Below are 1589 nucleotides of genomic sequence, written 5' to 3'. Positions count from 1 at the left end.
CCGCAACCCCGACCAGCTCCGACGACCCGAGCGCTACCAGCAGAGCACGCCGATCAAAGGGGTCCCTTTTGGAGGCCGATAGGGGGTCCCAGTCAAACGCCGATTGACACCCGATCTTCGAGAGTTGCTCGATCAGCCGGACGATCCGCTCAGCGGATCCCTCTCCCATGACGTCCATGTAGTGGACGGTGGTGCGGATGCGGCGTTCGAGACGGTCGCGGAAATCTTCGATCTTGTCCATGAAGGGGCCGACGTCCTCAAAGACGCTCTTGATCTTCTCGAGCTCGGCGACGACGCGTTCCTCTGCCGTGGCAACCGTGGAGCCTGCGCCCATGACACCCTGCTCGATGTAGGCGCGCGCGATTTTGCCAAGCTGATTGGCATCCGCGAGCATGTCGCCGGCGAGCGTCGCGATCGTGCGGCGATGACGGTACGGATTGTTGGACGTCTTGAGCTGCTTGTAGTCGGCTATCAGGAGGCCGTCGACGAAGTCCTGGAAGAACGTACGGAGGATGGCCGCCGCGTTCGGATTCCCCAAAATGCGGTCCTCGATCTCGCGCATTCCGGCCAACGGGCAAACCGCAATGCCGTGTCGTGTGCATTGGCCAAGCCTTGGGCCATCGTTTCCGGTTCACGGTGCGCGGCCTCCAGGTTGTTCTTGACGTCGACCACCGCGCCTGCGACGCGGACGCGGCTGTTGCCGAAGTCGGTGATCGCCCCGAGGACCATGAACGCGTCCGGGTTCATGTCCACGTAGGTTCGCCATTTTTCGGTTTCCTCCGTGAGCCAACCGGTATCGCGCAATCGATAATAGGCTAGGTAATGGGCCTGGCTTGTGGTCTGATCCTCTTCAGGATCGCCTTCCGAGAGGTCGCCCATCGATCCGATGCCGAACTCGGAGAGCCCGATCTCGATCTGCTTAACGATCTCTTCCCTAAGCGGCGTCTCGAGAATGCGCGCGGAATAGACCCGCTCATAAAGGCGCATTAGCAGGCGCGAATAGACGTGCTTCTTCGGCCCGGACAAGGGCTTGAAAAGGGTCTCCGGAAGATAACCAAACGTTTCATCTAAGCAGCCCTCGGCTCGCGGATTGAACCGCGGCGACTGCGCAACCGCAAGGAAAAACTGAGGATTTTCAGAGCGTTCTGTTCGTTTTCCTCCACGAGGAGACTCCGGGCCGCCCGGTCCATGACATCCTAGCCGGCCGCATGCTCCTCGACCACGACCGGTTTAACCTCCCCCGTTGATGCAAGAAGAATCTTTTCGAATGAGTCTGGAGCGCGCGATCGGGTGCTGACATGTGTCCGGCCTCTGAAGCGGCCGTTACATGCCGCCGGCCTGTATGGGAGTTCGCGGAGCGGGTCCAATTCAGTGATGCGCGCTCGAGGCGCGTGTCCATAATCTGGTTTTCCCGATCCCGTCTCTGACCGTTGCGCCATACTCTCCGTTCGACCTTCTCACATCGTAGGCAGCGGGAGAACTAGTACCCACTTTTCTTGGAACGTGAGTCGTGATTCAAGGTCGGGATGATACCCGAAGCAAGAGAAGTCCACCTTTCGAGGAAAGATCGCAAGGTGCTTGAGGCGTGC

At 59.8% G+C, this 1589-nt stretch carries 2 protein-coding genes; both read right to left on the bottom strand.

The window, feature by feature from the left end; translation table 11 throughout:
- The coding region (locus QJT78_RS51070; RefSeq protein WP_281460871.1) for a Wadjet anti-phage system protein JetA family protein at positions 1 to 562 on the bottom strand (562 nt) is incomplete at its 3' end.
- Positions 472 to 1026 (bottom strand): Wadjet anti-phage system protein JetA family protein, encoded by a 555-nt coding sequence (locus tag QJT78_RS51065; protein ID WP_038945987.1) that lies wholly within the window; start codon positions 1024 to 1026, stop codon positions 472 to 474. The genes QJT78_RS51065 and QJT78_RS51070, both read right to left, overlap by 91 nt.
- Positions 1027 to 1589: the final 563 nt, after the last annotated feature.

The sequence above is a fragment of the Bradyrhizobium sp. Mp27 genome (assembly GCF_029953005.1).
Classification (GTDB): Bacteria; Pseudomonadota; Alphaproteobacteria; order Rhizobiales; family Xanthobacteraceae; genus Bradyrhizobium; species Bradyrhizobium barranii.
This window is presented reverse-complemented; position numbering and strand designations above follow the sequence as displayed.